Origin of the sequence: Cytobacillus stercorigallinarum (genome assembly GCF_014836495.1) — a bacterium.
Taxonomy (GTDB): Bacteria; Bacillota; Bacilli; order Bacillales; family Cytobacillaceae; genus Cytobacillus; species Cytobacillus stercorigallinarum.
The window spans coordinates 159,417-180,556 of record NZ_JACSQT010000006.1; the positions used below are offsets into that span (position 1 = coordinate 159,417).

General features: G+C 37.1%; 21 protein-coding genes. 15 read left to right on the top strand and 6 right to left on the bottom strand.

Annotation, left to right across the window (positions count from 1 at the left end; genetic code table 11):
• Window positions 1-162: 162 nt before the first annotated feature.
• Together H9655_RS13495 and H9655_RS13500 are read right to left on the bottom strand one after the other, a co-directional pair.
• Entirely contained in the window at window positions 163-1,029 is an 867-nt protein-coding gene (locus tag H9655_RS13495; protein ID WP_404826099.1) for an SDR family oxidoreductase, read from the bottom strand.
• 130 nt (window positions 1,030-1,159) lie between these two features.
• Complete coding sequence (locus H9655_RS13500; protein ID WP_191814837.1) at window positions 1,160-1,651, bottom strand: YajQ family cyclic di-GMP-binding protein; 492 nt, start codon at window positions 1,649-1,651, stop codon at window positions 1,160-1,162.
• A 90-nt stretch (window positions 1,652-1,741) separates the two neighbouring features.
• On the opposite strand from H9655_RS13500, the gene H9655_RS13505 reads away from it, so the two are divergent.
• Window positions 1,742-2,614 (top strand): CvfB family protein, encoded by an 873-nt coding sequence (locus H9655_RS13505; RefSeq protein ID WP_191814839.1) that lies wholly within the window; start codon window positions 1,742-1,744, stop codon window positions 2,612-2,614.
• A gap of 431 nt (window positions 2,615-3,045) precedes the next feature.
• On the opposite strand, the gene H9655_RS13510 is transcribed toward H9655_RS13505, so the two are convergent.
• Both H9655_RS13510 and H9655_RS13515 read right to left on the bottom strand, forming a co-directional pair.
• Window positions 3,046-3,177, bottom strand: coding sequence for a DUF3941 domain-containing protein (locus H9655_RS13510; protein WP_191814842.1), 132 nt, complete (start codon window positions 3,175-3,177; stop codon window positions 3,046-3,048).
• Between the two features lie 76 nt (window positions 3,178-3,253).
• Window positions 3,254-4,114, bottom strand: coding sequence for a DegV family protein (locus H9655_RS13515; RefSeq protein ID WP_191814844.1), 861 nt, complete (start codon window positions 4,112-4,114; stop codon window positions 3,254-3,256).
• 127 nt (window positions 4,115-4,241) lie between these two features.
• On the opposite strand from H9655_RS13515, the gene H9655_RS13520 reads away from it, so the two are divergent.
• Complete coding sequence (locus H9655_RS13520) at window positions 4,242-5,072, top strand: YitT family protein (protein WP_191814846.1); 831 nt, start codon at window positions 4,242-4,244, stop codon at window positions 5,070-5,072.
• Between the two features lie 15 nt (window positions 5,073-5,087).
• A complete protein-coding gene (locus H9655_RS13525) occupies window positions 5,088-5,813 on the top strand; it encodes a BsuPI-related putative proteinase inhibitor (protein ID WP_191814848.1) in 726 nt (241 codons plus the stop codon).
• A gap of 50 nt (window positions 5,814-5,863) precedes the next feature.
• Here H9655_RS13525 and H9655_RS13530 read toward each other — a convergent pair whose 3' ends face one another.
• Both H9655_RS13530 and H9655_RS13535 read right to left on the bottom strand, forming a co-directional pair.
• The gene (locus H9655_RS13530) at window positions 5,864-6,016 is read right to left on the bottom strand and encodes a hypothetical protein (RefSeq protein ID WP_191814850.1); all 153 of its coding nucleotides are present in this window, start codon (window positions 6,014-6,016) and stop codon (window positions 5,864-5,866) included.
• A gap of 100 nt (window positions 6,017-6,116) precedes the next feature.
• Window positions 6,117-6,935 carry a Cof-type HAD-IIB family hydrolase gene (locus tag H9655_RS13535; protein ID WP_191814852.1) on the bottom strand — a complete coding sequence of 273 codons (819 nt, stop codon included), beginning with the start codon at window positions 6,933-6,935 and terminating at the stop codon, window positions 6,117-6,119.
• Window positions 6,936-7,163: 228 nt separating this feature from the next.
• Between H9655_RS13535 and H9655_RS13540 the strand changes: the two genes are divergently transcribed.
• The 12 genes from H9655_RS13540 to argF all read left to right on the top strand — a co-directional run bounded on the left by H9655_RS13540 (window position 7,164) and on the right by argF (window position 21,125).
• Window positions 7,164-7,931, top strand: coding sequence for a prolyl oligopeptidase family serine peptidase (locus tag H9655_RS13540; protein ID WP_191814854.1), 768 nt, complete (start codon window positions 7,164-7,166; stop codon window positions 7,929-7,931).
• Between the two features lie 90 nt (window positions 7,932-8,021).
• Window positions 8,022-8,333 (top strand): metal-sulfur cluster assembly factor, encoded by a 312-nt coding sequence (locus H9655_RS13545; RefSeq protein WP_191814856.1) that lies wholly within the window; start codon window positions 8,022-8,024, stop codon window positions 8,331-8,333.
• A 246-nt stretch (window positions 8,334-8,579) separates the two neighbouring features.
• A complete protein-coding gene (gene moaA / locus H9655_RS13550; protein WP_191814858.1) occupies window positions 8,580-9,596 on the top strand; it encodes a GTP 3',8-cyclase MoaA in 1,017 nt (338 codons plus the stop codon).
• Window positions 9,597-9,620: 24 nt separating this feature from the next.
• On the top strand, window positions 9,621-10,886 hold the full coding sequence (locus H9655_RS13555; RefSeq protein WP_191814860.1) for a molybdopterin molybdotransferase MoeA: 1,266 nt from the start codon (window positions 9,621-9,623) through the stop codon (window positions 10,884-10,886).
• Entirely contained in the window at window positions 10,880-11,341 is a 462-nt protein-coding gene (mobB, locus tag H9655_RS13560) for a molybdopterin-guanine dinucleotide biosynthesis protein B (RefSeq protein WP_191814862.1), read from the top strand. Before H9655_RS13555 ends, mobB begins: the two co-directional genes overlap by 7 nt.
• Window positions 11,342-11,711: 370 nt before the next feature.
• Complete coding sequence (gene argC / locus H9655_RS13565) at window positions 11,712-12,743, top strand: N-acetyl-gamma-glutamyl-phosphate reductase (protein WP_191814864.1); 1,032 nt, start codon at window positions 11,712-11,714, stop codon at window positions 12,741-12,743.
• Window positions 12,744-12,759: 16 nt separating this feature from the next.
• Window positions 12,760-13,989, top strand: a complete 1,230-nt coding sequence (gene argJ, locus H9655_RS13570; RefSeq protein WP_225230635.1) for a bifunctional ornithine acetyltransferase/N-acetylglutamate synthase — start codon at window positions 12,760-12,762, stop codon at window positions 13,987-13,989.
• A gap of 13 nt (window positions 13,990-14,002) precedes the next feature.
• Window positions 14,003-14,779: an acetylglutamate kinase gene (argB, locus tag H9655_RS13575; RefSeq protein WP_191814866.1), complete on the top strand. Its 777-nt coding sequence runs from the start codon at window positions 14,003-14,005 to the stop codon at window positions 14,777-14,779.
• Window positions 14,776-15,927, top strand: a complete 1,152-nt coding sequence (locus tag H9655_RS13580) for an acetylornithine transaminase (RefSeq protein ID WP_191814868.1) — start codon at window positions 14,776-14,778, stop codon at window positions 15,925-15,927. The genes argB and H9655_RS13580 overlap by 4 nt, the downstream gene beginning before the upstream one ends.
• Window positions 15,928-16,010: 83 nt before the next feature.
• Entirely contained in the window at window positions 16,011-17,090 is a 1,080-nt protein-coding gene (locus tag H9655_RS13585; RefSeq protein ID WP_191814870.1) for a carbamoyl phosphate synthase small subunit, read from the top strand.
• Window positions 17,083-20,175 carry a carbamoyl phosphate synthase large subunit gene (locus tag H9655_RS13590; RefSeq protein WP_191814873.1) on the top strand — a complete coding sequence of 1,031 codons (3,093 nt, stop codon included), beginning with the start codon at window positions 17,083-17,085 and terminating at the stop codon, window positions 20,173-20,175. The genes H9655_RS13585 and H9655_RS13590 overlap by 8 nt, the downstream gene beginning before the upstream one ends.
• Window positions 20,172-21,125 (top strand): ornithine carbamoyltransferase, encoded by a 954-nt coding sequence (gene argF, locus H9655_RS13595; RefSeq protein ID WP_191814875.1) that lies wholly within the window; start codon window positions 20,172-20,174, stop codon window positions 21,123-21,125. Before H9655_RS13590 ends, argF begins: the two co-directional genes overlap by 4 nt.
• Window positions 21,126-21,140 lie beyond the last annotated feature (15 nt).

The following is a 21,140-nucleotide window of genomic DNA, read 5'->3' on the forward strand; positions in this document are numbered from 1 at the left end:
GCGGCATCTTTTTTTTGTAGCAGTAATAGCTGAAATTTGATCGGTTATGTGTATTTCAATGAACTGTACTATTCTCATGGCTTACACTACTTTTAGTGGGGCAGAGGGGAAAGGGATTATTAAGAATCCCTTTTAGTCTTGTCCACTTTACCTTCGTATTCCCTAGCCATTGACAATTTTTCCACCGTTTATATGCAACATTTGTCCACTCATATAACTAGAATCGTCGCTAGCTAAGAAGACATAAGCTGGAGCGAGTTCAAAGGGCTGTCCAGCTCGTTTCATTGGGACGTCTTTACCAAAGGATGAAACTTCCTCAGCAGAGAAAGTGGAAGGAATCAACGGTGTCCAAATCGGACCAGGAGCAACACCATTCACTCTAATCTCTTTGGAAGCTAATTGCATTGAAAGTGACCGAGTAAAAGAGACAATGGCCCCTTTAGTTGAGGAATAATCAACTAATAATTCATTACCTGCATAAGCGGTGACAGAAGCGGTATTAATAATCGTGCTGCCAGCTCCTAGATGCGGAAGGGTGGCTTTTGTTAAATGAAACATAGCATAAATATTTGTTTGGAAAGTTTTTTCAAGTTGTTGACCACTAATGTCCTCGATGTTTTTTTGTGGATGCTGTTCACCAGCGTTATTAACAAGAATATCTATTTTCCCAAATTTATTTAGCGCTTGTTTTACGACTTCCTGGCAAAAAGTTTCTGAAGAAAGGTCTCCGCTAATTAAAAGACATGTTTTCCCAACTTGTTCGACTAATGTTTTTGTTTCTTTTGCATCTTCATGCTCGTTTAAATAAGGAACAATGACGTCTGCCCCTTCCTTAGCAAAGTAAATAGCTGTAGATTTACCTATACCGCTATCACCACCAGTAATAATGGCTACTTTACCTTCTAGTTTTCCAGCAGGTTGATAATCTTCATTCACATAGATCGGCTTAGGGATCATTTCCTCTTCCGTTCCTGGCTGGTGATTTTGGTGTTGGGCAATGAAGTTTTTTGGCAATTGTTTTTTGTCCATCATAATCCCTCCTTGCTGTTGCTTTTCCCTTTTTATTATGTTGAAAACCTTTCATTGTTATGAGGTTAAAATTTGCTACAAAAAAAAGAGACTAGGATATAAGTTTCCCTGCCTCTTTTCTGGTATGTAATTATCGATAATTTGAAAATTGAACATCGATTGTTAAATCCGCTTCTCTGACTAGTGAGATGATATGTTGAAGATCATCTCTATTTTTTCCTGTGACGCGGATTTGATCATCTTGCATTTGGCTCTTAACTTTCACACCACTATTTTTAATTAATGTATTGATTTTCTTAGCGTTATCTTTATCGATTCCTTGAACTAGGCTTGCTCTTTGTCTAACTGTGCCACCTGAAGCAGGCTCAATCTTGCCATAATCTAAATTCTTAATCGGAATCCCGCGTTTAATCATTTTACTAATTAGCACATCTTTCAGTTGCTCTAGTTTGTATTCATCATCAGAAATGAGCACAAGCTCTTCTTTTTCTAAAGTAATCTTACTTTTGCTTCCTTTAAAGTCATAGCGGGTCTGTATTTCTTTCATTGCAATTTGTATTGCGTTAGTGACTTCAGCAAAATCTACTTTTGATACAATATCAAATGAACTTTCTTTAGCCATAAAATAATTGTCCTCCTCATGAAAAGAGTTTCACTTTATGTTCTTATTATAGTAGAATATAGCAATGCAAACAACTTTAGGAGGATATAAATGGCTTTAATAGATGAGATCGGCAAAATTACAGAGTTATTAGTTTCGAGAGAAGCGGCATTTGGTTATTTCTTAACAGATGGTGAAGAGGACGTTCTCCTTCATAAGAATGAGGTGAAAGGAGAAATTACAGAAGGACAAACAATTTCTGTATTTATTTATGTTGATTCTGAAGGTAGAAAGACAGCAACAATGACTTTACCTGAGGTTACTGTTGGCGTTTATGGCTGGGCGAAGGTAGTAGATGTTAATCCAGAGCTCGGTGTATTTATTGATATTGGGATTAGTAAAGATATGTTACTGGGAAAAGAGGATTTACCTGTTCATGAGCGGGTATGGCCGACTGTGGATGATACTTTATACGTTACATTGAGGGTTAATCGAAACGGTAGAATTTATGTGAAACTTGCTACAGATCAAGTGATAGCTAGTATTTCACATAAGGCTGGAAGGGAAGAACTGAATAAAGATATCCACGGATTTATTTATCGTACGGCAAAAGTCGGAAGCTGGATATACACAGCAGATGGCCTAAAAGGCTTCATCCATGAAACAGAAAGACGTCAAGAACCAAGACTTGGGGAAAAAGTGAACGGTAGAATCATTGATGTCAAACAAGATGGTTCGATTAATGTCTCCCTCAATCCAAGAAAACAAGAAGCATTACTTGATGACAGTGAAATCATTCTCAATTATTTGCAATCACGTAATGGAGCTATGCCATACAGTGATAAAAGCGCACCAGAGGATATAAAAGATAGATTTCAACTAAGTAAAGCTTCGTTTAAACGAGCACTTGGTCGATTGATGAAAGATGGTAAGATCTATCAAAAAGAAGGTTGGACTTATATAAAAGAGAATGAGTCAAAATAAATGAAAGCAGGAAGGCGTTAGAGCCATCCTGCTTTTTTGTATGGGGTTTCACAATAATAATGAAATCGAGCAAGAGGTAAGCTGTACAGTTGATATTAATAGTAAGAACGAGCACTTGGTGCCGGTAGAAGTCTTGGCTAATAAAGAGGGAATATAAGAAGAGTAAAAGAGAGAAACAAAGCTATGAGCGTTAAAGAGAATTATGGTGGCTAAAAAGTAAAAAAGACATTTGCTAATAAGAGTGCAGATTCGCAGCTAAAAGAAATCAACCACTGTACACACAAAGCAGTTTAACCTTACAATATGTTTATTGATACAAAAACCTTGAAAAATGTCCAAAAGTCCCTTTTCGGGAATGTGAACTAAAGAAGTCCTAAAATACTTGAGATATCTTAGGACTTTATCTTTCTCATTTGTAAACTTTTGCTCAATCAAAGATGATCTGTTTTCTTTGAAAAGCTTTTTCGTCCTTCTTGCTTATTCTTGGTTTCTTCCATATTTTTTTCATGGCGTAATGCATTGTTATCTTTTGCTTTTTTGTCATTATCAGTTGTATGAGACATAAAATAAACTCCCTTCCATTCTTCATCTGTACACGCTTAGTGTTTGAAAGAATGGAAGGAAGTATGTATAAGTGCATTAACCTTTAAGTTTATTTAAAAAGAAAATGGCAATTGTCCCGGCACCGGCATGAGATCCGACTGCTGAACCAATTGGAGAAATATAAAAGTGTTCAACCCCAAATTCTTTTTGAATCATCTCTTTCACTTCTAGGGCAGTCGCTTCATCATCACCATGACTAATAGCAACCATTTGTCTATCAAGGGCCACGCCTCTTTCCCTCATGATATCAATGATTCGTTTAAAGAGCTTTTTACGACCGCGATGCTTTTCAATTGGTACCAGTTTTCCATCTTCAACATTTAATAATGGTTTAATATTGAGTAGCCCACCTAAAAATGCTGATGCTTTAGAAACTCTACCGCCCTTAGCTAAATACTCTAGATCATTTACCGTAAATAAATGCTCCATATGTTCGCAATTGAATTTTGCATTGCTAACAATTTCATCTTTGGACAGTTGTTCTTTTGCCTCTTTTGCCGCATTCAGTACAACTAATCCATGACCTAAAGAGGCACATTTACTATCTATGATGGTTAAGTTAAAGTCTGGGTAGGCTTCTTTTACTTGATCTAACACCATAACGGCAGTGGAATATGTACCTGAAAGTGCGGAAGAAAAGGCAATATAGATACCATCTTCCTTGTTTTTCGCCATATTCGTAAAGATCTCTTCAAATAAAAGGGGAGAAGCTTGGGAGGTCTTAGGTACCTTACCTTCGCGGATGGCATCATAAATATTCTTGGAATCGATTGTCAACAGGTCATCGTATTCCTCTCCATTTAAATGAACTTTCAATGGAATAAGTGTGACATCGTTTTCTTCAAAGAAACTTAACGGTAAGTCACATGCGCTGTCAGCGAGAATTTTAACTGACATTATTTCACCTGCTTTCAACTTATAGATGATACTAGTTTATAGAAACTTAGGAAAAAAAACAATGGAATGCATTGAAAAACCTAAACTTGGGTAAAGAAAAGATAGAGAGATGATAAAGGAGGTCAATATGAATTGGATTGAAACAAGAAAAATCATCATTATTGTTGTGGGGGCAATTTTAAATGCGCTAGCGATGAATTTTTTCCTTATACCCGCTAATGTATATGCAAGCGGCTTTACTGGGGTAGCTCAACTTCTTTCGAGTATATTAAATGGTGCGGTTTCTACTGGTATACTTTTATTTATTTTAAATGTACCAATTGCTATCTTTGCTTGGAAGCGCGTGGGTAAACTTTTTACCTTATATAGCCTTTTAAGTGTTGTGATTACAACTGTTTCTATGGAGATTATCCCTGTCATAAGTGTATCAAAAGATATTCTATTAAATGCTGTGTTTGGAGGAGTCATTGCAGCTGTTGGTGTCGGTATCACATTGAAGTGGGGTGCTTCCACAGGTGGTATGGATATTATCGCTATGTATCTCTCTAAGGCTAAGGATCGACCAGTAGGTACATACTTTTTTTCATTAAATGCTGTTATTATTATTACAGCTGGCTTTCTTTTCGGATGGGAAAAAGCACTTTATACATTAGTGACTTTATATGCATCCACTCGAGTTATCGATGCGATTCATACAAGGCATGAAAAGCTTACAGCGATGATTATTACTAATAAGCAAGATGAAATGAAGAAAGCCATTCATAAAAAACTGGTTAGAGGTATTACAATGATTCCGGCAAGAGGAGCATTTTCCAATGAACATCGGGAAATGCTAATGATTGTAGTATCAAGATATGAATTATTTGACTTACAAAGAACCATTCAGGAAGTAGATCCTCACGCATTCACTAATATTGTAAATACAACTGATGTCTATGGTGTTTTTAGAAGAGATTAATGAAAGGGGGCAGTTATGCTACATTTACTGCTTAGTGCCATACTTGCAACGAATTTTCTTCCACAGCAGTCTGAAATGGAAGCAAACAAGCATATGGATATTCAATTTGAGGTTCAAGCCGTTTCGGAAGAAAAATTGGTCCTTACTTTTACCGTTCATAATCAAACAAATGAATTGGTCAAAATGCAATTTAACACATCACAAAAGTATGATTATGAGGTATTGGATGAACACGGAAAAGTAGTATATAGATATTCAGATGGTAAGGCCTTTTTACAAATGATTCAAACAGAGAATCTTTCCCTAGGAGAAAAAAAGGAATGGAAGGCTACTTGGGATTATCAAACTGCAAATGAAGGTACCATTAACCCAGGCAGTTATAAGGTTCAGGCGACATTTTTAGGCCAGGTAATAGAGCCAGAAGGAATGGAAATAAACCAGACTTCACAAACCACTTTTACGTATGGTAAAGATCAGCTTTTTAACAATATTACAGTAGAAGGCAAGGATGGTGCGTATCATATTAAGGGGCATTATAAGGGGCAATTGCCGGTTATTTATTCTGTAGAAGATGGCCATTTTTTACTCGTTAAAGAAAAGCCTGTTCAAGTGAATAAAGATGGTGATTTTAATATTACTGTAAAAGTGAATGAAGAGGATTTACCGAAAAGTGGTTCGCTGATTGCTTATCTTTCTGAAAAAGGAAGTAAAGGAAAGCCGATTAAACTGCAAAGTTTTTAAGATTGAAAAAGAGCTAACGAGAGAAAGGTTAGCTCTTTTTCTTTAAAATTTTATATTCCACCGAGGGAAGAATCATTCACATTCTTTAACTTTTCAGCTTCTGCTTCCGAGTATGTTGAATGGTAGGGTATACGTGCATCATGCTGAGTGACACTATCGGCACCTTGCTTAATAAAGCGCTTCGATTTATTACGTTTGCCCATTTATAATCTCCCCTTACTGAAGAATATTGAAGTAGCTAATTGCTACGACATCCTTTATTTTGTACCATTTGTACCTTTTTTAAAAAGGGTAGATTTTGGATTAGAGTGTTTTTAAATTCAAATAGTCATTTAAGAAGATACCGATCCCATCTTCTTCATTTGTTAAGGTGACTTCATTAGCCGTTGTTTTAACTGCGTCAATACCATTACCCATAGCAACACCAATGCCCGCAAAATCAAGCATTTCTAGATCATTATCCTCATCCCCGAAAGCAATTACTCGCTCTTTAGGAATATTTAAATAATCACAAGCTTGTTGAATGCCAATTGCTTTGTTTAATCCAGCTTTTACGATTTCGATAATATGGAAAGGCTCACCCCAGCTACGTTGATGAATAACTTCAGCATGCACATCATCCAAATGGCGCTGAATTTGTGTTAAATGCTCTTGGTCTGTATGAATTAGCATACTTGTTGGTGAGGCAGGCAGGAAGTTTCTTAAATCTCCTGTAGTGACTTTAGGATTACCGAGACTAAACATATTCATCAGTTTTTCATCATGATAATGGTAATATACGTCATCCAGCACTTCAGCAATAATATTATTGAACTTGAAATCTTGACTAGCATCAATAATGTCTCTTGTTACTTTCATATCAAGAGGCGTATGGCGTATTCCCCATTTAGGGTTTGTTGGATGATGTATAAAGGCACCATTGAAATTAACGATTGGTGTGGTCATTTGCATTTCCTTATAATACATTTCACTTGAACGATAAGGCCTGCCTGTAGCAATCATGACCTCATGTCCGTCTTCACGTGCTTTAAATAGGACTTCTTTTGTTTTTTGTGAGATGGTTTTATTATCTTTTAATAAAGTGCCATCTAAATCAAGAACGATTAAATGTTTTTGTGTCATAATATCTCCTTCAGTTTTTTTATAGGGAAAAATCATTAAAATAATAAGCATTAAAGTATGGTAAGGCGCAAATAAATGTTAAACTTGAAGACAGTTAATATTTTCAAGTGGTATTTATTATCTAAGTTTACACTATATTACCAATGTATACGGTCATTTGTAAAAGAAATAACCTCTTTTATAAGATGTTTACATTTTCTTATAGTTTTTAACATAGGAGGAGACATAGTGGTTATTATTGAACATCAACAGTTAAAAGGTATTCCTGCTTTGCATATCGTGAAAGATGAGTTTAAATACGAATCATTACCTCTCATATTTTTCATACATGGCTTTACTAGTGCGAAAGAGCATAACCTACATTATGCTTACTTACTTGCTGAAAAAGGATTTCGTGTAATATTACCAGAAGTGAATGAACATGGTGAAAGAGGTCATGGATTACCAGAGTCTGAAATGCAATTGAAATTTTGGGACATGATTATTCAAACAATTAAAGAATTGCCGCAAATAAAAGAAGAGTTAGTAGCTAAAGGATTAGTTGATGAGGACCGTATTGGTATGGCAGGTACTTCGATGGGTGGAATTATTACACTCGGTGCCTTAACACAATATAAATGGTTGAAGGTAGCAGTCAGTTTAATGGGTATGCCATATTATGAGAAGTTTGCTGGGATGCAAATTGAAACAATGCGCAAGAAAGTAAAGGATTTCCCTTTATCTGATACTCAAGTTGAGGCTGTTTTAGATGATATTACAAAGTATGATTTAAGTAAACAAGAGGAAGTTTTATCAGGACGTCCATTGCTATTTTGGCATGGTAAAAAAGATACAACTGTACCATTTGCACCAACTTATGACTTTTTTCAAACAATACAACCTTTATATAAGACCCATCCAGACAGGTTACATTTTATTGTTGATGAAAATGCAGGGCATAAGGTAAGCAGAGAAGGTTTATTAGCAACAGTTGAATGGTTTCAACGATTCTTGTAAGAAAAAGTGATAGTTAAACAGCTATTCCTTTTTCATTGAAGACTTTTTTGTTATGATAGCTATAATATATGAAATGAGGAGTTGTGTTTGATGGACCAAGATTTAAAAGAAAGTATTATGGGCGCACTTGAACTTGTAGTTGACCCTGAATTAGGAGTAGATATTATTAATTTAGGACTCGTCTATGATGTTACTATGGATGATGAAGGAAATACGGAAGTTGAAATGACTTTAACTTCCATGGGTTGTCCTTTAGCTGGCACAATTGTTGACCAGGTCAAAACAGCACTTGCTGATATTCCAGAAGTAAAAAGCACAGAAGTAAATATAGTATGGAGTCCGCCTTGGACGAAAGATAAAATGTCTAGATATGCAAAGATTGCATTAGGCGTACGTGATTAATTCAAGTAGCAGAAAAAACAGCAAAGCATTGCTTGCTGTTTTTTTGTATGAATGAAGATGGAAATATATACCTAATCTATTCCTTAGTTAAAAGTGAGGCGCTTAAAATATAGGGAGAGAACGGTATTTAGTACGCTTATGGGCATATGCCGATAAAAGATTTCATGTTATATTGGAATAAAATCATTTTACATTTTATTTATAGAAAAAGTTATTGACGTAATCGATAAGACGGAGTTGATTTACATGAAACAAACTCATATTAAGGATTCACTTAATCGGCCATTACGAGATTTACGTATTTCCGTAATTGACCGATGCAATTTTAGGTGTCAATATTGTATGCCAGCAGAAATTTTTGGACCAGATTTTGTTTTTCTACCAAAAAATGAATTGTTATCTTACGAAGAAATTGAAAGGTTAGCACGGATTTTTGTTGGTTTAGGTGTAGAAAAAATCAGGTTAACGGGTGGAGAACCTTTACTACGGAGAGAATTGCCTTTATTAGTGGAGAAACTCTCTCAAATTGAAGGTTTAGAGGATATCGGGTTAACTACTAATGGTGTATTATTGCCTAAGTTTGCTCCTCAATTAAAAGCCGCCGGGTTAAAACGGGTGAATATTAGCTTAGATAGTCTGAAAGATGAATTGTTCGGTGAAATTAATGGACGCAATGTTGGGACAGGCCCGGTGATAAAGGGGATACACGCAGCAAAAGAAGCGGGACTCGGTGTCAAAATTAATATGGTCGTGAAAAAGGGCTTAAATGATGAAGAAGTCCTACCCATGGCGAAGTTCTGTAAAGAACATTCATTACAGTTAAGATATATTGAGTATATGGATGTTGGTGATACAAACGGTTGGAAAATGGATGATGTAGTAACGAAGAAAGAAATATTCCAGCAATTAAAGGCACATTATGATCTTGAGCCAGTGGATCCGGAATACTTTGGCGAAGTTGCTAAAAGGTATCGCTATACTGGTACTGATATAGATGTAGGATTCATTACCTCCGTATCTGAATCTTTTTGTTCTAGTTGTACCCGTTCAAGATTATCTGCTAATGGGCAGTTATATACATGTTTATTTAATGGTGAAGGGCATGATATAAAATCATTTATCCGTTCAAATGTCTCTGATGATGATATCGTCACGTATGTTACTGACATATGGAACCACCGGGATGATCGTTATTCTGATGTCAGAACAGATGAAACGAGAAAAAATCGCAAAAAACTTGAAATGTCTTATATTGGCGGATAAAGATTATTTAGGGGATGGAAACAGATGCTAGAGAAGAGGAAGCCGATTCAAGTTGCTGAAGCAATTGAAAAAGTAATGAAATATAAACAAAAGGGCGCCATTGAATATGTCTCAATTAAAGAAAGTCATGGTAGATATTTAGGAAAAGATTTAACTGCAACGAGTGACGTACCACATTTTAATCGTTCCCCATATGATGGCTTTGCAGTGAGGTCTATAGATACGAAGGATGCTTCTTTACAAAATGAGGTCGTTTTTGAAGTAGTTGATCATATTGGAGCGGGCTATGTATCATCAAAAGAAATCGGACCAATGCAAGCTGTTCGTATTATGACGGGGGCAAAGATCCCTGATACCTGTGATTGTGTCGTTATGCTTGAGGTAGCGAGAGCGTTTGAGGATGGGGACCAATCGTATATGTCTATTAAGCGTAGCTTTAACGCTGGTGACAATGTTTCTTTTCAAGGGGAAGATGCAAAAAAAGGTGAGGTACTCGTTGAAAAGGGGACAAAAATCAATCCTGGTATCCAAGCCATTCTAGCGACATTTGGGTATGCTGAAGTACCTGTAGCTAAAAGTCCGGTTATTGGGTTATTTGCAACCGGAACGGAATTATTAGAAGTGGAAGAGGAACTAGAGGATGGAAAAATAAGAAATAGTAATAGTACGATGCTCATAGCGCAAATTGAGCGCGTGGGTGCTGAAGTGAAATATTTTGGTAAACTACCAGATGAATTTGATACATGTTATGAAGCGATTGCGACTGCGATTGATGATGTAGACATTCTCATCACAACTGGTGGTGTATCTGTAGGAGACTATGATTATCTCCCTGCGATATACGAGAAGCTTCAGGCAGAAGTTCTGTTTAATAAAGTCGCCATGAGACCAGGCAGTGTTACGACAGTAGCGCAGTTAAATGGAAAATTATTATTTGGCCTCTCTGGGAATCCTTCTGCTTGTTATGTTGGCTTCGAATTATTTACAAGACCAATCATTCGCTATATGTTAGGTTGTCGGTCTCCACATTTAAGAAAAGAAACGGCGGTCTTACAACAGGATTTTCCAAAAGCAAATCCTTTTACAAGATTCGTTAGAGCGGACGTGTATGTCACAAATGGCTCATTGATGGTGCGACCTAGCGGTGTTGATAAATCAAATATTGTCATGAGTTTGGCAAGAGCGAATGCATTTATGGCATTGCCAGGTGGGACGAGAGGCTATGGTATTGGAGATATCGTTGATGTTTTCATGCTTGAAGATTTTGTAGGTAGCAATTGGCCATGGTAACCCCTAAGATTTTGCAAGTGGTTGGTTATCAAAATAGTGGTAAGACGACATTTGTAACTCAACTTGTGCAAGCTTTAACAGAAAAAGACTTTAATGTTGCAACGATTAAACATCATGGTCACGGAGAACCTGATGTAGTAACAAATAAAGATAGTAGTAGGCATATCGTATCAGGAGCATCTACCACCATTGTCGAAGGTGAAGGTATGTTATTGATGCAAGCAAAAAAGCATATTTGGACACTTGAAGAGCAGATACAAATACTAACATTTATGAAACCCGATGTTATTATTATTGAAGGACATAAAAAAGCAAACTACCCTAAAGTTCTATTACTTAGGGATGAAAACGATCAATGCCTTATAGAGCAACTGTCAAACATCAAATATACAGTTGCAAAAGAGGAAAACAACGAATGGGTCATAAAGGAAATAGTGAATAAACTTATTCGTTAATGAAGAACATCCATTAGTTCATTTAGATACTCCCCTAAAGGTAGGCTTGGTCTACTTCTAGGGGAGTATTTTATTTTGCACATTCAAGTGCATCAAAATGGTGATAAACGAACGGAAATTCAATTTCTAAAAAAATTAGCAAATAAAATTTTTAAAATAAATTTATCATTTTTGGTTTAATTGACTTTTATTAGGGTAGGGGTTTAAATAGAAGTCTGAAAAATACATAAAATCTAAATTTTTATTTTATTTGTTAAAAAAACTTACAAAAACCTATTGCATTTCTTTTCAGAAATTTCTATAATAGTAGTTAAATATTTAATAAATATAAATTAAAATTTATAAATATACAAAATTAAAGGGTGACGAGATGAAAGCATCAATTATTGGTACAACAGGATATGGTGGGGCAGAACTGTTGAGAATATTAAAAAACCACCCCGAATTTGAAATCTCTTCTATACATTCCACTAGAGATAATTTAGCCATTTCTGATGAATATCCACATTTAATCGGAATCATGAACGATCAATTACAAAAGATAGAGCCTGAGAAAATTAGTGAGAGTGCAGATATTGTGTTTTTAGCAACCCCTTCTGGTGTATCAGGTGAATTAGCGGCACAATTTGTGAATAAAAATATTAAAATAGTAGATTTATCAGGAGATTTAAGGTTACCAGCATCAGAATATAAACAATGGTATAAGAAAGAACCTACTTCAGATGAGGTAATTAATCAGGCGGTATATGGATTGACTGAGTGGAATCGAGACATTGTGAAGGACTCTCACCTGATTTCAAATCCTGGTTGTTATCCGACTGCTACATTATTAGGTTTAGCCCCTGTAGTTGTTGAGCAATTAATAGAAAAAGATCAAATCATCATAGATGCTAAATCAGGCATCTCGGGCGCAGGTCGTTCTCTTTCAAGGACTTCAAGTTTCGCTGAAGCGAATGAGAACTTCACAGCATATAAAGTGAATCAACATCAACATACACCTGAAATTGAACAACAATTAAAGGTGTGGAATAAGGAAATGGAAGCGATCACCTTTACCACACAGTTACTACCGATTACGAGAGGCATAATGGCTACCTGTTATGTGAAACTGAAAGAAAATTATTCGACTAAACAGTTAGTGGAATTATACGAACATACATACCAGCAAAGTCCGTTTGTACGTGTTCGACCGGTCGGAAATTATCCATCGGTAAAAGAGGTAGCCGGTTCTAATTATTGTGATATTGGTTTACATATTGACGAGCGTACAGGGCGTATGACCATTATCTCTGTGATTGATAATTTAATGAAAGGGGCAGCTGGTCAGGCTGTGCAAAATGCAAATTTAATGTTTGGAATGGAAGAAACGACAGGGCTTGAAATGACCCCGTTATACCCATAAGGAGGAACAACAAACAATGGAAGTGACTAAAAACAGCCTTATTACATATATACAAGATGGGTCTATTACAACACCAAAGGGTTTTATGGCTGATGGTATTTATGCAGGGCTTAGTAAAGGGAAAAAGGATGTTGGCATGATTGTTAGTGAACAACCAGCGAGCAGTGCAGGTGTTTATACAACAAGTTCCTTTAAAGCTGCTCCTTTATTAGTAACACAAGAAAGTATTGCTACCATCGGGAAGCTTCAAGCGATTGTCGTAAATAGTGCTTGTGCAAATGCTTGTACAGGGAAGCAAGGACTAGAAGACGCTTATAAGATGAGGAAGCTGACTGCTGAGCAATTTAACTTGACTGAGCACTTAGTCGGTGTTGCATCTACTGGAGTCATTGGCGAATTTTTAGATATGGAAAAAATCGAAAAAGGGATAAAGTCCACAAAGCCACAAGCAACAAAAGAACATGCAAATCGTTTTGCAACAGCGATTTTAACAACTGATTTAATTGATAAGCAGACTTGCTATTCAGCTGATATAGCGGGTGGAACGGTTCATATGGCAGGAGCAGCCAAAGGGTCAGGTATGATCCACCCTAATATGGCAACAATGCTTGGTTTTGTGACAACGGATGCACAGGTAAGCCCAAGTGATCTACAAATGGCACTTAAAGAAATCACAAACGAGACTTTTAACCAGATTACAGTCGATGGGGATACATCTACAAATGATATGGTACTTGTTATGGCAAACGGGATGAGCGAAACGGAATTACTGAGTCCAGCTCATACAGATTGGCCCATTTTTATCGCATTGTTAAAACAAACATGTGAAGAATTGGCTAAATCAATTGCTAGAGATGGCGAAGGTGCTACAAAGCTTGTTGAGGTTGAAGTTAATGGGGCAATGACAAACGAAGAGGCCCAGAAGGCTGCTAAACAGATTGTTGGATCTAATTTAGTGAAGACAGCTATTCACGGAGCAGACGCTAATTGGGGGAGAATTATTGGTGCGCTTGGGCAAAGTCAAGTCCAGGTTGATCCGAACAATGTAGATATTTCCATTGGTCCCATTCAAATGTTAAAAGAAAGTACTCCTGTTTCCTTTTCTGAAGAAGAAGCGAAAGCATATTTACTTGGTGAAATGGTTGAAATTCACGTTAATCTACATATTGGTGAAGGTATAGCAAAAGCATGGGGATGCGATTTGTCATATGATTACGTGAAAATAAATGCAAGCTATCGTTCCTAAGGAGGAATAGACAATGAAGCGTATTGTTATTAAATGTGGGGGAAGCGTGATGGATCAGTTATCACCTGCGTTCTTTGAAAGTTTACATTTTTTAAAGAAGAATGGTTATCAACTTATTTTCGTTCACGGTGGGGGTCCTGAAATAAACAAAATGCTGCAAATACACAAGGTGAAATCCCATTTTATTAATGGTTTAAGAAAAACCACGCCAGAAACAATGAAGATTGTTGAAATGGTGTTATCAGGTGTAGCGAATAGGAAGTTAGCGACATTGCTTGATAGTCATGGTTTTGAAGCAGTTGGTTTAAATGGGAGTGACCACGGTTTTTTACAAGCTGATTTTATTAATGAAGCAGAACTTGGGTTAGTAGGAGAAATTACTAGAGTGAAAGCGGAGTTATTAGAGGTCATTCTTAATAAAGGCTATATACCTGTTGTAACACCTATAGCTACAACGGAAGATGGCAAGAAGCTAAACATTAATGCAGATTTTGCTGCTGCATCTGTAGCAAAAGCCATTGAAGCGGAAATGTGTATATTCGTCACCGATGTTGAAGGTGTATTAATTAATAAACAACTCGTAGAGCATTTAGATACAGAAGAAATAAAAGAGCATATTGATAGTGGTGAAATCTCTGGTGGGATGATACCAAAGGTGAATTCTGCTGTGGCGGTGTTAGATCAAGGCCTTGCTAGTGTAATGATTGCTTCCGGGAAGAAAAATTTTTATAACGGAGAAGCATGGACAGGGACTATGTTGACTAAAAAACAAGTAGAGGTGGTACAATGAATCATTTATTCCCCACATATGCTCGCTGGGAAGTGGAACCAGCAGATGCAAAAGGTACAAAACTAATAGATAAAAATGGCAAAGAATATTTAGATTTCACTTCAGGTATTGGTGTCACTAATTTAGGCCATCGCCCTGATGCAGTCCAGGCCGCAATCACAGAACAATTAAACAAGTTTTGGCATGTATCGAATCTATTTACACAAGAAAAACAAGCAGTGGCTGCTGAAAAGTTAGCACATGCATCTAGTTTAGCTTATACATTCTTTGCAAATAGTGGAGCAGAGGCAAATGAAGGGGCAATTAAATTAGCCAAAAAAGCTACAGGTAAAGACAAAATCATCACTTTTAACAAATCCTTTCACGGTAGAACAATTGCTACGATGGGGGCAACAGGTCAGGATAAAGTGAAACAAGGATTTGGAAGTATGCTGCCAACATTTTCGTATGCTGCTTTCAATGATATCGAATCGGTGAAATCATTAATAGATAATGACACAGCAGCTGTGATGGTGGAAGTGGTTCAAGGTGAGGGTGGTATTCATCTTGCAGATTCGGCCTTTTTAAAAGACTTACAGCAATTATGTCAAGAATACAAAGCGTTGTTAATTATTGATGAAATTCAAACAGGCATTGGTAGAACAGGTAAACCATTTGCATTCCAACATTATGACCTCCAACCAGACATTATCACTTGTGCAAAAGGGCTTGGAAGTGGGCTACCAATCGGTGCGATCATAGGCAAAGAAAATTTAAAGGAATACTTCGGTCCAGGCAGTCATGGTTCCACATTTGGAGGAAATCCATTAAGTATTGCTTCAGCAAACGCTACAATGGAAATTGCCTTCAATGAAGACTTTTTGTCAGAAGTGAATGAAAAAGCAGAATATTTACTTGAACAGTTGAAGGAATCGCTATACAATATAGAAGAGGTAACCGCCATTCGTTCATTAGGACTAATGATTGGTATAGAGATGAATACAAATACAGCGCCTTTATTACAATTATTAAGAAATGATGGTTTACTTACGTTATCTGCAGGTGAAAATGTTTTGCGATTATTACCGCCGTTAACAGTAACAATAGAAGAAATAAACCAAGCAGTAGCGATACTGAAAAAGAATATAGTTCCAGTTCAGACAGCCTGAAATATGGCTGCATTTTTAAACCTAAAAATGCATAAAAATTAATTTAGTTCAATGAATATACAGACGTTCACGAGGTGTTTAAGATGGAAGGGTATTTACATTTAAAAAGCGGTCATTGTTATAAAGGGGAATGGCTTAATACGCCACCACAGAATGAGGTTGCAGGAGAAATTGTTTTCTTTACAGGAATGACGGGTTATCAAGAAGTGCTAACAGACCCATCCTATAAAGATCAGATTATCGTTTTCACTTATCCTTTAATTGGGAATTACGGTGTGAATGAAGCAGACTTTGAAAGTAAAGAGCCACACGTAGCTGGAGTGATCGTTTATGAGGGGACTGATGAACCTTCACATTATCAATCTGCCTATACACTGAAGGAGTACTTGCATAAATGGAATATTCCTGTGCTAGGGCATATGGATACAAGGGCTATTGTGAAAAAAATTCGTTCAGTTGGTTCCATGCCAGCAACTATGTCCACTCATTCTGTAAAAGAAACAACATGGTGTATACAGGAGGATCATAAGGTTGAAATGGTCTCTAATCCTCAGATGCAAACATATGGCGAGGGTGATAAGCATGTTGTCCTTTATGATTTTGGCTATAAAAAATCAATTCTCAATAGTTTATTAAAACAAAATTGTAAAGTGACCACTGTGCCCTTTTCTACAACTTTCCATGAAGTTGCTGCGTTAAATCCTGATGGTATCCTGCTGTCCAATGGTCCTGGAAATCCAAAAACGCTTCAAAAAGTTTTACCTGAAATTAAAAAAGTCATTACCAGCTATCCTACTTTGGGGATTTGTTTAGGACATCAGTTAGCAGCACTTGCTCTTGGCGGTAACACAACAAAGTTATCTTTTGGTCATAGAGGGGCGAATCACCCTATTAGTGATCTAAAAACAGGGCGTGTAATGATGTCTTCGCAAAACCATAGTTATGTTGTGGATACAGTAAGTTTAGAAACAACTGGGTTTAAAACAAGGTTCATTAATTTACATGATCAATCTGTTGAGGGTCTCACTCATGAAATTTATCCGATTGAAACGGTACAATTTCATCCTGAAGCTAATCCTGGACCAACAGATACGCATTATTTATTTTTAGAATTTATTCAAACGATTGAAGAGAAGAAAGGGAGCGTTATCGCATATGCCTAAAGACAACAGTATCCAATCTATCCTGGTCATCGGATCGGGACCGATCGTGATTGGGCAAGCAGCAGAATTTGACTACGCAGGCACGCAAGCATGCGCGGCGCTTAAAGAAGAAGGCTATAAAGTAATTTTAGTAAATAATAACCCTGCAACAATTATGTCAGATCACGCTTTTGCAGATAAGATTTACTTTGAACCGTTAACAGTAAATAGTATTGAAAAAGTTATTCAAAAAGAAAAACCAGACGGCTTATTAGGAACTTTAGGCGGTCAAACAGGTCTAAATTTAACCTTTCAACTAAGCGAAGCAGGCGTATTAGATAAATATAAGGTGAAATTATTAGGTAGCAGTATCGAAGCAATAAAAAAAGGTGAAGATCGGGAAGCATTTCGCCAATTAATGAATGACTTAAATGAACCAGTTCCAGAGAGTGAAATTGTTCATCATGTTGAAGAAGCGGTTGCTTTTGCTGAAAAGATTGGTTTCCCTATCATTATCCGTCCTGCTTATACACTTGGTGGAACAGGTGGCGGTATTGCTACAGATATGAATGAATTAAAGCATTTCGTTAAAAGCGGCCTAAAAGAAAGTACGATCACGCAAGTACTTGTAGAAAGAAGTATCGCTGGATTTAAAGAGGTAGAATATGAAGTGATGCGCGACAGCAACAATACTTGTATTACCATTTGTAATATGGAAAATATTGATCCAGTAGGTGTACATACAGGAGATAGTATTGTTGTTGCCCCGAGTCAGACATTAAGAGATGTAGAGTACCAAATGCTTCGCAGTGCTTCTGTTAAAATTATTTCTGAGTTAGGCATCATTGGGGGATGCAATATTCAATTTGCCCTAGACCCAGAAAGTAAAAATTACTATCTGATTGAGGTGAATCCTCGTGTTAGCCGATCTTCTGCTCTTGCTTCTAAAGCAACTGGATATCCGATTGCAAGAATGGCAGCAAAGTTGGCTGTAGGTTATCATCTTTCCGAAATTATTAACCCAGTTACTGGTGATACATTTGCAAGTTTTGAGCCGGCACTTGACTATTGCATTGTCAAATTTCCGAAATGGGCGTTTGATAAGTTCTCTGGTGCTGATCGCAAATTAGGTACGCAAATGAAAGCAACAGGAGAAGTAATGGGGATTGATAGAAACTTGGAGAGAGCGTTAATCAAAGCGGTTCATTCCCTTGAAGGAAAAGGACTTGATCTTCAATATCCTCGCATTAAAAATAATACAAAAGAGACGTTATTGAAGAAGCTAGCAGGTCAAACAGATGAAAGATTCTTTATTATATTGGAATTAATGAGACGTGGTGTAAGCGTTGAGGAGATAAAAAACATCACTAAAATTGATTATTTTTATCTGTCAGCTTTCCAACGTTTAATCTCATTAGAAAAAGAGATTGCACAAACTTCACTCGAGAATATTGAACGGGAAAGGATGCAATTAATTAAAGAAAAGGGCTTTGGCGACGCCTACCTTGCTTCAGTGTGGCAGGTCGATGAAAAAGCTGTCCGTCATAAAAGAAAAGAAATGGGGATTATCCCATCATATAAAATGGTTGATACATGTGCCGCTGAATTCGCTGCGTCTTCCAATTATTTTTACTCTAGCTATTTTGGAGAAAATGAACAAATACCGAGCGATAAAAGAAAAGTGTTAATCATTGGTAGCGGTCCGATACGAATTGGTCAGGGGATTGAATTTGATTATTGCTCTGTACAAAGTGTCTTTGCCCTAAAAGATGAAGGTATTGAAACGATTATGATAAATAATAATCCCGAAACAGTAAGTACGGATTTTACGACAGCCGATCGTCTTTATTTTGAACCGTTAATCATTGAAGACGTGATGAATGTCATTGAAGCGGAGCAAGTGACTGAAGTCATTGTTCAAGTAGGCGGACAAACAGCGCTTAACTTGGCTAATCAGCTAGAGAATTACGGGGTAAAATTACTCGGTACTGATTCGAAAACCATTGATACTCTTGAAGATAGAGAATTATTTTATCAATTATTAGATGAGCTTGAAATCCCACATATTCAAGGATATGTCGCAGAAAATGAAGTTGAACTTGAACAATATGTTAGAAAAATCGGCTATCCTGTTTTGATTAGGCCATCTTACGTTATTGGTGGGATGGGGATGGAAACCATTCATAATGATGAGGAATTCAACGTTTATAAAGCGAAGGATATCCCGTTCCCTGTACTTGTAGATCAATTTTTACAGGCGAAAGAGGCGGAGCTTGACTTAGCCGCAGACGGAGAACATGTTCTGATCCCGGCGGTTATGGAGCATATTGAAAGAACCGGGGTTCATTCGGGTGATAGTATGTCAGTCTTACCGCCACAAAGCTTACCAAAAGAAGTACAAAACCTTATGATTAAGTATGGACAATTGATGGTTAAAATGCTTGGATATAAAGGACTAATGAACATTCAATATATTATTGATGAAAACAAAGTTTATTTACTTGAAGTAAACCCGAGGGCAAGTCGAACAGTGCCAATTGTAAGTAAAGTGACTGGGATTCCATTGGTCCAAAAGGCAACGAGAGTATTATTAGGAAAGAAATTCTTCGAAAAGGACCAACTTCCAAGTGATACGAACCAAACATTTGTTACTGTCAAATACCCGGTTTTCTCTAACTATGCACTAAAAGGTTTGGATGCTAAAGTAGGGCCAGAAATGAAGTCAACGGGAGAAGGAATCGCGTTAGCGGCAACTTTACCGCAAGCTTTAAAGAAAGTGTTCCAATTACATGGAGATAAAGAAAGAACCGTTTTATATAGTGGTGAATTAACAGACGGAATCAGAGCATTGGCATTAGAGTCAAATACCAAACTGCTAGATGCTCAAGGGGCTGAATTAGATGAAACGACTGTTGCCCTTTATAATCCTTTCACTGGAGAAGAAAATCAACGTATGCGGGAATGGGCGGTTAAAAATCGACTACACACTTTCAGTGAATTAGAGTCACTTGAGGCCTATTTACTTGCTTTAACTGAAAAAGATTGGCACGCAGTAGCAATTGAGGATTGGCAAAATGAGAATGTAAAGGAAGTGACGATATCATGATTACAACATCGACTGTATGTGGTAAAAAGTTAAATATAAAAGGAAATAATATGCTAACATTAGCTGACTATTCTTCTGAAGAAATCATTGGTCTTGTCGAAAAGGCTTATGAAATGAAGCATACGGATCATCAAGCCGAAGAGCCATTGAAGGGCAAAATATTGGGGATGATATTTGAAAAGTCATCTACGCGTACAAGGGTTTCCTTTGAAGCGGGAATGTTACAACTTGGCGGTCATGCCCTATATTTAAATCGCAATGACATGCAGATGGGTAGAGGAGAAACGATTGCAGATACCGCGAAAGTACTATCTAATTACGTTGATGGCATTATGATTCGTACATTTTCTCATGATATTATAGAAGAACTTGCTACACATGCTACGATTCCAGTGATTAATGGGTTAACGGACCTTTATCATCCTTGTCAGGCATTAGCTGACTTGTTGACGATTAAAGAAGTAAAAGGAAAATTAGCAGGTATCCATTGCGTTTATGTAGGAGATGGCAATAATGTAGCTCACTCATTAATGATTGCGGCAGCAAAAGTGGGCATGCATATGACGATTGCATGTCCTAAAGGCTACGAACCAAATGAACAAGTGGTCGCTTTAGCACAAGGATTTGCTGAGGTGACGGGTAGTAAGATTGTCGTTGAAAACGACGTGAAAAAAGCGGTTGATGGCGCTGATGTCATCTATACAGATGTCTGGACGAGTATGGGTCAAGAAGAAGAAAATGACATGCGCTTACAAGTCTTTCATGATTATCAAGTGAACGAGTCACTTGTAGCCAATGCAAAAGAAGATTATGTCTTCCTTCACTGTTTGCCAGCGCATCGTGGGGAAGAAGTCTCAGCGACTGTGATTGATGGAGATCACTCTGCAGTTTTCCAACAAGCCGGCAATCGCCTTCACGCACAAAAAGCATTATTAACTGAATTACTATAAGTTAGTAACGAGTGG

Excerpts from the sequence above, each read along its gene's own strand:
- H9655_RS13495 (WP_404826099.1), bottom strand. The coding sequence starts at position 1,029 with ATGGACAAAAAACAATTGCCAAAAAACTTCATTGCCCAACACCAAAAT.
- H9655_RS13500 (WP_191814837.1), bottom strand. The coding sequence starts at position 1,651 with ATGGCTAAAGAAAGTTCATTTGATATTGTATCAAAAGTAGATTTTGCT.
- H9655_RS13505 (WP_191814839.1), top strand. The coding sequence starts at position 1,742 with ATGGCTTTAATAGATGAGATCGGCAAAATTACAGAGTTATTAGTTTCG.
- H9655_RS13510 (WP_191814842.1), bottom strand. The coding sequence starts at position 3,177 with ATGTCTCATACAACTGATAATGACAAAAAAGCAAAAGATAACAATGCA.
- H9655_RS13515 (WP_191814844.1), bottom strand. The coding sequence starts at position 4,114 with ATGTCAGTTAAAATTCTCGCTGACAGCGCATGTGACTTACCGTTAAGT.
- H9655_RS13520 (WP_191814846.1), top strand. The coding sequence starts at position 4,242 with ATGAATTGGATTGAAACAAGAAAAATCATCATTATTGTTGTGGGGGCA.
- H9655_RS13525 (WP_191814848.1), top strand. The coding sequence starts at position 5,088 with ATGCTACATTTACTGCTTAGTGCCATACTTGCAACGAATTTTCTTCCA.
- H9655_RS13530 (WP_191814850.1), bottom strand. The coding sequence starts at position 6,016 with ATGGGCAAACGTAATAAATCGAAGCGCTTTATTAAGCAAGGTGCCGAT.
- H9655_RS13535 (WP_191814852.1), bottom strand. The coding sequence starts at position 6,935 with ATGACACAAAAACATTTAATCGTTCTTGATTTAGATGGCACTTTATTA.
- H9655_RS13545 (WP_191814856.1), top strand. The coding sequence starts at position 8,022 with ATGGACCAAGATTTAAAAGAAAGTATTATGGGCGCACTTGAACTTGTA.
- moaA (WP_191814858.1), top strand. The coding sequence starts at position 8,580 with ATGAAACAAACTCATATTAAGGATTCACTTAATCGGCCATTACGAGAT.
- H9655_RS13555 (WP_191814860.1), top strand. The coding sequence starts at position 9,621 with ATGCTAGAGAAGAGGAAGCCGATTCAAGTTGCTGAAGCAATTGAAAAA.
- mobB (WP_191814862.1), top strand. The coding sequence starts at position 10,880 with ATGGTAACCCCTAAGATTTTGCAAGTGGTTGGTTATCAAAATAGTGGT.
- argC (WP_191814864.1), top strand. The coding sequence starts at position 11,712 with ATGAAAGCATCAATTATTGGTACAACAGGATATGGTGGGGCAGAACTG.
- argJ (WP_225230635.1), top strand. The coding sequence starts at position 12,760 with ATGGAAGTGACTAAAAACAGCCTTATTACATATATACAAGATGGGTCT.
- argB (WP_191814866.1), top strand. The coding sequence starts at position 14,003 with ATGAAGCGTATTGTTATTAAATGTGGGGGAAGCGTGATGGATCAGTTA.
- H9655_RS13580 (WP_191814868.1), top strand. The coding sequence starts at position 14,776 with ATGAATCATTTATTCCCCACATATGCTCGCTGGGAAGTGGAACCAGCA.
- H9655_RS13585 (WP_191814870.1), top strand. The coding sequence starts at position 16,011 with ATGGAAGGGTATTTACATTTAAAAAGCGGTCATTGTTATAAAGGGGAA.
- H9655_RS13590 (WP_191814873.1), top strand. The coding sequence starts at position 17,083 with ATGCCTAAAGACAACAGTATCCAATCTATCCTGGTCATCGGATCGGGA.
- argF (WP_191814875.1), top strand. The coding sequence starts at position 20,172 with ATGATTACAACATCGACTGTATGTGGTAAAAAGTTAAATATAAAAGGA.